This is a genomic window from Floccifex sp. (assembly GCF_051873555.1).
Taxonomy (GTDB): domain Bacteria; phylum Bacillota_I; class Bacilli_A; order Erysipelotrichales; family Erysipelotrichaceae; genus Floccifex.
Genome location: NZ_JBJEEY010000108.1, coordinates 1 through 8,014, shown reverse-complemented (window position 1 = coordinate 8,014; position 8,014 = coordinate 1). Strand labels below are relative to the sequence as shown.

Below are 8,014 nucleotides of genomic sequence, written 5' to 3'. Positions count from 1 at the left end.
AAGGCTTTTTTTATCAATATATATGTGTTTTTTTCAAGAATATCACAAAAATGAATTTTACTTTCTTTATTTGGAAAAGTAATTCGAAAATTTTTGTTTTTGAATTTCAAAGACATATCTAGATTGAAGTGATTTTCCTGAAGGATATCCCAGATAAAACAGTGTTCAAAAAGATTGTTTTCATTGTCATATATTTCAATTGTACCGTCTTGAAAAACAAAGATATCGCAGTCACATATAGGAATAAGATGATTGCTGGTTGCATCAATTTCAGAAATATGTAAGGCTCCTTTTTCATGATAGATTGGATTTATACGCATTTTTTCCTCCTGGATTAATTTGAGTATATCATTTCTTTGCAAGACTTGTTATAAAGAAATTGAAATGAGTGATAAAACAGGTCAAAAAGAGTAAACGCTTTCTTTTTTTGCGTGTTATAATATTTCCATGAAAAATTATATTTTAAGAGATTTAGATTCGGGGAAAAATATTTCAAGGATTTTAAAAGATGAAGGCTTGAATTTTGAAAATGAAGTTGTGGAACAAAAAATAATTGAATCGAATTATTATATTTCCAAACAATTGAATGTTTCACTGGCTACTAAATTATTTTATTTAGAAAAGATTCGCTGGATTGAAGGAAAGCCTTGTTCCATTGAAAAGGTATATGTTCCATTAGAAGAAGTTAAGGGCATGGAGTCTATGGACTTTAACGATGTTTCATTTTATTCTATTTTAAAAAAAGAAAAACAGATTCATACACTGCATACCGATGAAGAAATTTTATTGGTAGAAGCCAATGAAAAAGAATGTGAAGTATTGAATTTAAAAGCCGGAGATGAAATTTTATTAACTAAAGGAAAAACAAAAAAAGAAAATGGAAAAATATTTGAATATTTTGAGTTGTCTTCCATTCCGGATTTGTATCGTTTTAGGAGTGTGTCTAAGTTATGAGCAAGCCAGTCGCAATTTATCAGCAATTAATGGAGAGTATTGAAAAAAAGATTGTGTCTTCGGAATTGAAAATTGGCGATAAAATTGATTCAGAGCGTGTAATGTCTGAAAAATATGGAATTAATCGTATGACGGTACGAAATGCTTTAAAGCACCTGGAAGAAAAAGGAATCTTAGAATCTATTCGTGGTTCAGGAACATATGTTAAAGCCATGCCACAGATTCAGGGTACTGTGGATTTAGGAAATCAGGAAGAGATTTTGTCTTTGAGTGCACAGATTCGTCAAAGAGGTATGAAAAGCAGTCGTATTTTGTTGTCGATGCAAAAGATTCAACCAGTTGATGAAATCAAAGAGGCGTTTCAAAATATTGAATGGGTATATGAAATTATTCGTATGTCTTTGATCAATGATTCTCCCTATGCTTTACAGAAGACATATATTCCTTGTCCGATGTTTAATGATGCAGAGCGTTTTGATTTTGTGAATGGATCTTTATATGATTATATGCAAGATCGTAATCATCGTCCTAAGACAATGGTTTCGTATCTTCAAATTGAAACGCTTCCCAAAGAGTATTTACAGATAATGGAGGCAAATGAAAAGGATCTTTATTTTTTATTTGATTATTTGGGTTATGATGCACAAAATGAATTGGTGGAATATACGATTTCATATCATCATCCTAAGTTCACAACATTTAAATATAAAGCACAAATTCAATTGGATTGACCAGTTTTTCTGGTCTTTTTTATTGTTTGTAAAAGTGGTATAGTTTAAACCATTTCAATTATTGAAGTGGTATAGTTTAAACCGGTAAAAAAGTGAAAAAAGTACTTGAAAATGTGTATTTATATCGTTTATATTGGTTATAAGTGGTATACAAAATATACCAATTAGAATCAAAGGAGGGTAATAATATGAGTTTGATTCAAGCAGTATTAATTGGTTGTGTTTGTGCCCTGACACAATTAGAAGGCGACTGGTTAGGAGAATGTAAATTAAGAGAACCAGTTATTACAGGCTTTTTAGTTGGATTAATTATGGGCGATGTCACAAAGGGATTGTTTATTGGTGGTTCTTTACAGCTTATGTGGATGGGGGCTACCAATATTGGTCCAACAGCAAATTTGGACATTGGTTCTGGTGGAACCATTGGAGCTGCTGTTGCCTTAATGACAGGAAGTGACTTAGAAGTTGCGGTGGCTTTTGCGTTGCCAGTAGCTGTTATTATGCAGATGTTAAATATCATGAAAATGACAGCGTTCTCGGCTTTGATGCATAGTGCCGATGCAGCTATTGATGAAGGAAATGAAAAGAAAGTCATTGGTATTCATTATTTATGTGGATTCTTTACTTTTATCATTTATTTTTCATTCACGTTTATCGTTTTATATGTTGGCTCAGGTGTGATTGATTCTATTGTTGCGGGTATTCCTGAATGGGCTCAAAATGGATTAAGTGCTGTAGCTGTGGCTTTACCGGCAATGGGATTTGCGTTGTTGCTGAATTTATTATGGGATGTAAAATTAATTCCTTATTTTATCATTGGATTTGCATTGGCTGCGTATTTAGGTGTAGACATGGTTGGTGTTTGTGCGATTTCAGTAGCCATTGCCTTGATTATGTATGAAATCAAGTCACATCAATTAAAGAGTGCACCGGTAAGTGTCAAAGTAGAAGATGAATGGGAGGATGACTAATATGGCAAAAGAATTACCAAAGAAAGAGTTTAAATCCATTTTCTGGCGTTCCTTTACTTTACTGGGTTCTTTTAACTACGAAAGAATGGAAGGACTGGGATTTTTATATGCGGTTTTGCCGAGTTTAAAACGAATTTATGCCAATGATCCAGATGGATTAAAAGAAGCTATGCATCGTCATTTGGAAGCTTTTAATATGACAGTGGCGCCTTCTCCATTTGTTATGGGATTGGCTGTGGCTATGGAAGAACAAGCCAAAGACGATCCAAGTATCGATAAAACTTCCATCAATGCATTAAAAGTATCTTTAATGGGACCTTTAAGTGGTATTGGAGATACATTTTTCTGGGGAATTTTTAGGGTTCTTGCGTGTTCTTTAGGAGCGAGTTTTGCGCTTCAAGGAAATATTTTAGGACCAATTATTTTATTGTTGCTTTTCAATATACCAAATTTTTTAACTCGATATTATGGATTAAAAATTGGATACAATCAAGGAGCTGGTTTCTTAGAAAATCTACAAAATTCTGGAAAAATGGATTTATTTACGTATTGTGCAGGAATTGTTGGAATTGCTTCTGTTGGGTGTTTAACGGCTTCATGGATTGGAATTAGTTCGCCTTTAGAATTTGATATTGCAGGAAATACCATTGTGATTCAAGAATACTTAGATCAATTGTGTCCGCAGTTGTTGTCTTTATCAGCGGTATTGATCATCTTGAAATTATTGAAAAATAAAGTCAGTACATTAAAAATTACCATTGGTGTGATTGTTATTGCCTTTGTATTAGGTGTATTTGGTATTATTGCCTAGGAGGATAGTATGATTTGTGATATTCGAATTGATGATCGATTGATTCATGGACAAGTCTGTGGTTTTTGGATTCCACACTATAATCTACAAAGAATTGCGATTGTCGATGATGAAATTATTCATGATGCCCAAAGAAAAACGGCTTTGAAATTTGGTTGTCCAGATAAATGTAAGTTATCTATTTTTTCAACGGATTCAGCTGCCGATAAATTCATTCGAAAAATCGATGAAGGAATTCGTGTTATGATTCTTTGTCAGAGTTCGATTCCATTATTGAAATTATATGAAAAGGGATTTCATTTTAATGAAATAACAGTTGGAAATATGGCATCAAAACCAGATGCTGTTCGTATTCGTAAAACGTTATATGTCACAAAAGAAGAAAAAGAGGCTTTCCTTAAATTAAATCAATATGGCGTAAAAATTATTTCTCAAATGGTTCCCAATGAGCCAAGAGAAGATATAATAGAAGAAATAAGGAAGGTATAAGAAATGAGTGAGGTATCTGTTTTAGGATATATAAAAGAACAACCAGAGCGTTTACGCTATGTATTTGATCATAAAGATGTATTTATTCAACCGTTTTTAGAAGCCATTAAAAACAAGAAAAAGATATTATTTTTTGGTTCAGGGACTTCTTATAATGTGTCTTTACTGGCAACTTATTATTTTAAACATCTATGTCATATGGATGCCCAGGCTTATTATCCCAATGTCTTTCAGTATTATGAACAACCAGATTGGTCAAATACACTACAAAAAGAAGATATTTTGTTTGTAGGAATTTCACAATCTGGAACTTCGGTTTCGACTTGTGAAGTCATGGAATTTGCCAGAAATCATGGATATTCGACATTGGCTTTAACAGGAAATTTAGATAGTAAAATTTGTGAGTTTGTCGATACAAAGGTTCATTTACTTGTTGGGGATGAGCTTCTTCCACCGGAAACAAAGGGATATACGGTATCAGTTTTAACGGTTTATTTATGGGCAGCGGCGTTAGCTGAATTAAATAATGATAAAGAAGTCGATGATTTTATTTCTCAGTTTCAAACAGTGATTGATGAAAGTGAAGACTGGTATGAAAGAAATAAAGTAACCATTGTCAATAGTAGTTGTTTATATGCTATGGGTTATGGTATTGATTATGCCACGGCAATTGAGGCACAGCTAAAAATTGGTGAAATGCTTCGATTACCGATTGTAGGCTATGAAATGGTGGAATATTCGCATGGGCCAACGATGGCATTAAATCCAAAACATACATTGTTTATGATTGGATCAGATGAAGTGGAATGGAATCAAATGTTAACGTATCGAAAAGCATTTCAACATTATACGGATCGTGTCCATGTCATTACTTGTAAAGAATGTGAACACGATGAAAGAGATTTAGTTTTTAGTGTAAAAACAAATAAGTATTTAGCGCCTTTGATGTATACGATTCCGTTTCAGTTTGTAGCGGCAAAAGGAGCCAAAGACATTGGAATTGATACAGCTATCAATCCATTTGAAATCGCATTAGCGCATTATGATGAATAGGAGTTCGTAAGAACTCTTATTCTTTGGAAAGGAATACTATGATTGGATTTATTATTACAGGACATGGACGTTTTGCTACTGGAATCAGTGTTGCTTTAGAACTTATTATGGGAAAACAAGAACATTATGTGGCTGTAGATTTTTTGGAAGGTGACACAAAAACAGAAATTGAAAAAAATATTCATCTAGCTATAGAATCTTTACAAACATGTGATTCCATTTGTATTTTCTGTGATTTATTAAGAGGTTCTCCTTTTAATACAGCTATTCTGGAAGCTATGAATCATGAGAATATAGAAGTATTGTATGGAACGAATTTAGGTATGTTGATGGAAAGTGTGATGAAACGAAATATGGGGTATTCTTTGAATCAAATTGTTCAAGAAGCCATTGAAACAGGAAAAAAAGGAATTGGAAAATTTGAAATCGTTGAACAAGAAGACGATGAATGGTAAAGGTATTTTTTATGCGTTGTTGACGGCTTTGTGCTGGTCTACTTCGGGTTTGTTTGTGAAACAAATTGGACAGTCCGCTTATGTTATTGCCGGATTGCAGGCTGTGATTGCTTTGTTTATGAATATATTGTATACAAAAAAAAGAATTTGTTTTTCTTTTTTCATCATTGTTGTGGGTTTTATTCAATTTATGATGCATATTACTTTTATGTTGGCAAATCAGCTTACAACTATTGGAAATGCGATTGTATTACAATATAGTTCTATGATTTTTGTGTTGCTGTATCAAAGCATAGATCAAAAAAAAGAACCGGAAAAATATCAATGGCTTGTTATTGGATTGGCAATATTGGGTATGGTATTTTTTTTATGGATGATTTTTCATTTGATTCTATAAAAGGAAATGGTTTAGCCATTGTTTCAGGGGCTTTTTTTGGTCTACAATTTTATTTGAATTCCAAGAAACAAGCCGATGCTTCAAGTTCCATGAAAATACAATATCTTTTTTCAATTTTATTTTTCTTATTTTATGTCATAAAACATCCTGTTTTGTTGATTTCAAAACAAGATGGATTTTATATAACGTTGTTAGGAATTATAACAGCAGGATTGGCAGGTATTTCTTTTACCAAGTGTATAGAAAGAATTCCACCTTTTAGTGCCAATGTATTATGTATGAGTGAAATTGTATTTGCCCCTGTATTGGCTTTTCTTTTTTTACATGAATGGTTTGATTTTCATTCTTTACTGGGAGCGGTATTCATTGTATTGAGTTTACTATATAATGTATATAAACAAAGGAGATAGTTATGTTTGAAAGTATTATGTGGAAGTATATGAAAGAAGAAAAAAATCTTCTTTTAGAGTTATTGAATCAAGAATATAAAGAATTGGATTTGGATGCTTTGTATGTTGTGGCACATGGTAGTTCCTATAATGCGGCCAGTGCCATTGCCCCTTTTATTTCTAAATATGCTGGTATTCGTGTATATGTTTATACGCCTTCTTCTTTTAAATATAATGCTGATTCCATTTATTTTGAAAACAAAGAAAAGACATGGGTTTTGGGCATTTCTCAAACGGGGACGTCTCGTGGGGTGTTAGAGGCTTTAGAAGATATTAAAGAAAAAGGATATCGTATTGTTTCCATTACCAATGAAAAGAATTCACCAATTGATGTTTTAAGTGATCAGACTTATTTTTTAAATTGTGGTATAGAAAACAGCAATGCTAAAACAAAAGGTTATAGCAGTACTTTGGTGGTTTTATTGTGTCTGGGAATATATTGGGCGTATTCTAAAAATAAAATTTCCAAAGATATATTTGAAAAAATGGAAGAGGAATTAAGAAATCAGATTTTAGAGATTCCTTGTGTTATTGAAAAAACTATAAACTGGTGTAAAGAACATGGCTATGGAAAAGATATGTCGAATATTTATGTCATTGGAAATGGAATGAATTTTGCAACGGCTATGGAAGGACAATTAAAATTAATGGAAACGCAGTGTATTCCTACAATGTTTAATGATGTTGTCGAATTTTCTCATGGCATGCATCGTTCTTTAAATGAAAATAGTTTTGTGTTGTTGATTAATGATGGAGTGGATTCAGATTTGATGAATAAAACATTTGATTATTGTCATTTGAAGAAATACAATGTTTGTATGATTGATGCATTGAATCATATGGATACAGATATTATCAATGTCAAGAATTTTGAATATACGCATTCAATTTTATTGATGACTTCTGTTATTCAGGTGATTTCGGCTTTCGTTCCTGAAAACAATGGAATGGATCCAAATCGAGATGCGAATAATGATTATACAGATTGGATGGAAACGCGGGTATGAAAATTGTAATTATTGTTTCTTGTGTTTTAATTGTATTGTTTGAAATTTGGTTTCGAACAAAACAAAAGAAAGAAAAAACAAATATTGAAGATGCTTTAACACAAGCTTTATTAAAACAGAATTTTAAGGAATTTGATCGATTGATTGAAAGTGAAGAAGCTTATAAAAGAATTGCACCTTTTAATCGTTTATATATGAAATTAAATGCATCTTTTATAAGAGACAATGAAAAAGAAATTGAAAATTGTGTAGATGCTTTACTGAAAATAAGAATGAATCAGGCACAGAAAGATGATTTTTATTCGAAGGTTTTTGGGTATTATGCTCAGAAAGAAAACAAGGAAAGGGCTTCTTATTTTAGAAATTTAATTTTAAAGGAATGTAAAAAAGAAAATCTTCATGTTATGGCCAATCGTTTGTATAGTATTTATATTGATAAAAGCGATGAATTTTTACAGGATTTATTGAGTGAGAATGTGTCTTTAAAGGGGCCTCAAAAAGCAACAAATGATGTATTAATTGCACAGATTTATAATAATAAAAATGATTTTGAAAATGAAAAGAAGTATTTGAAATTGTTTGAACAAGATATAAAAGGTGAATAAGGTATTCATCTTTTTATTTTGGCAAGATTTATTCTATAATGGAAACAGGAGGTTATTATATGTCTACTGTTTTTATTTCACCGAGTAAATAT

Annotated in this window: 12 protein-coding genes; 11 read left to right on the top strand and 1 reads right to left on the bottom strand. The window is 31.9% G+C overall.

Annotation, left to right across the window (positions count from 1 at the left end; all coding sequences use genetic code 11):
• Positions 1-320 (bottom strand): hypothetical protein (locus ACI32A_RS06265; RefSeq protein ID WP_439754181.1); only part of this gene is annotated, 320 nt, incomplete at its 3' end.
• Positions 321-447: 127 nt separating this feature from the next.
• On the opposite strand from ACI32A_RS06265, the gene ACI32A_RS06260 reads away from it, so the two are divergent.
• The 11 genes from ACI32A_RS06260 (at position 448) to ACI32A_RS06210 (ending at position 7,922) form a co-directional block, all read left to right on the top strand.
• Positions 448-954 (top strand): GntR family transcriptional regulator, encoded by a 507-nt coding sequence (locus tag ACI32A_RS06260; RefSeq protein ID WP_439754180.1) that lies wholly within the window; start codon positions 448-450, stop codon positions 952-954.
• Positions 951-1,685: a GntR family transcriptional regulator gene (locus ACI32A_RS06255; RefSeq protein ID WP_439754179.1), complete on the top strand. Its 735-nt coding sequence runs from the start codon at positions 951-953 to the stop codon at positions 1,683-1,685. The genes ACI32A_RS06260 and ACI32A_RS06255 overlap by 4 nt, the downstream gene beginning before the upstream one ends.
• Positions 1,686-1,873: 188 nt before the next feature.
• The gene (locus tag ACI32A_RS06250) at positions 1,874-2,656 is read left to right on the top strand and encodes a PTS mannose/fructose/sorbose/N-acetylgalactosamine transporter subunit IIC (RefSeq protein WP_439754178.1); all 783 of its coding nucleotides are present in this window, start codon (positions 1,874-1,876) and stop codon (positions 2,654-2,656) included.
• A gap of 1 nt (position 2,657) precedes the next feature.
• Positions 2,658-3,467, top strand: coding sequence for a PTS system mannose/fructose/sorbose family transporter subunit IID (locus tag ACI32A_RS06245; RefSeq protein WP_439754177.1), 810 nt, complete (start codon positions 2,658-2,660; stop codon positions 3,465-3,467).
• A 9-nt stretch (positions 3,468-3,476) separates the two neighbouring features.
• Positions 3,477-3,956, top strand: a complete 480-nt coding sequence (locus ACI32A_RS06240) for a PTS system mannose/fructose/N-acetylgalactosamine-transporter subunit IIB (RefSeq protein WP_439754176.1) — start codon at positions 3,477-3,479, stop codon at positions 3,954-3,956.
• 3 nt (positions 3,957-3,959) lie between these two features.
• Positions 3,960-5,009: an SIS domain-containing protein gene (locus ACI32A_RS06235; RefSeq protein ID WP_439754175.1), complete on the top strand. Its 1,050-nt coding sequence runs from the start codon at positions 3,960-3,962 to the stop codon at positions 5,007-5,009.
• Between the two features lie 38 nt (positions 5,010-5,047).
• Positions 5,048-5,464: a PTS galactosamine/N-acetylgalactosamine transporter subunit IIA gene (gene agaF, locus ACI32A_RS06230; RefSeq protein WP_439754174.1), complete on the top strand. Its 417-nt coding sequence runs from the start codon at positions 5,048-5,050 to the stop codon at positions 5,462-5,464.
• Entirely contained in the window at positions 5,454-5,861 is a 408-nt protein-coding gene (locus tag ACI32A_RS06225; RefSeq protein ID WP_439754173.1) for an EamA family transporter, read from the top strand. The genes agaF and ACI32A_RS06225 overlap by 11 nt, the downstream gene beginning before the upstream one ends.
• Positions 5,834-6,271 (top strand): DMT family transporter, encoded by a 438-nt coding sequence (locus ACI32A_RS06220; RefSeq protein ID WP_439754172.1) that lies wholly within the window; start codon positions 5,834-5,836, stop codon positions 6,269-6,271. Before ACI32A_RS06225 ends, ACI32A_RS06220 begins: the two co-directional genes overlap by 28 nt.
• 2 nt (positions 6,272-6,273) lie before the next feature.
• Positions 6,274-7,317 (top strand): SIS domain-containing protein, encoded by a 1,044-nt coding sequence (locus ACI32A_RS06215; RefSeq protein ID WP_439754171.1) that lies wholly within the window; start codon positions 6,274-6,276, stop codon positions 7,315-7,317.
• Positions 7,314-7,922 (top strand): hypothetical protein, encoded by a 609-nt coding sequence (locus ACI32A_RS06210; protein ID WP_439754170.1) that lies wholly within the window; start codon positions 7,314-7,316, stop codon positions 7,920-7,922. The genes ACI32A_RS06215 and ACI32A_RS06210 overlap by 4 nt, the downstream gene beginning before the upstream one ends.
• The last annotated feature ends 92 nt before the right edge of the window (positions 7,923-8,014 follow it).

Coding starts and splice junctions, on each gene's coding strand:
- ACI32A_RS06260 (WP_439754180.1), top strand. CDS start 448: ATGAAAAATTATATTTTAAGAGATTTAGATTCGGGGAAAAATATTTCA.
- ACI32A_RS06255 (WP_439754179.1), top strand. CDS start 951: ATGAGCAAGCCAGTCGCAATTTATCAGCAATTAATGGAGAGTATTGAA.
- ACI32A_RS06250 (WP_439754178.1), top strand. CDS start 1,874: ATGAGTTTGATTCAAGCAGTATTAATTGGTTGTGTTTGTGCCCTGACA.
- ACI32A_RS06245 (WP_439754177.1), top strand. CDS start 2,658: ATGGCAAAAGAATTACCAAAGAAAGAGTTTAAATCCATTTTCTGGCGT.
- ACI32A_RS06240 (WP_439754176.1), top strand. CDS start 3,477: ATGATTTGTGATATTCGAATTGATGATCGATTGATTCATGGACAAGTC.
- ACI32A_RS06235 (WP_439754175.1), top strand. CDS start 3,960: ATGAGTGAGGTATCTGTTTTAGGATATATAAAAGAACAACCAGAGCGT.
- agaF (WP_439754174.1), top strand. CDS start 5,048: ATGATTGGATTTATTATTACAGGACATGGACGTTTTGCTACTGGAATC.
- ACI32A_RS06225 (WP_439754173.1), top strand. CDS start 5,454: ATGAATGGTAAAGGTATTTTTTATGCGTTGTTGACGGCTTTGTGCTGG.
- ACI32A_RS06220 (WP_439754172.1), top strand. CDS start 5,834: ATGGATGATTTTTCATTTGATTCTATAAAAGGAAATGGTTTAGCCATT.
- ACI32A_RS06215 (WP_439754171.1), top strand. CDS start 6,274: ATGTTTGAAAGTATTATGTGGAAGTATATGAAAGAAGAAAAAAATCTT.
- ACI32A_RS06210 (WP_439754170.1), top strand. CDS start 7,314: ATGAAAATTGTAATTATTGTTTCTTGTGTTTTAATTGTATTGTTTGAA.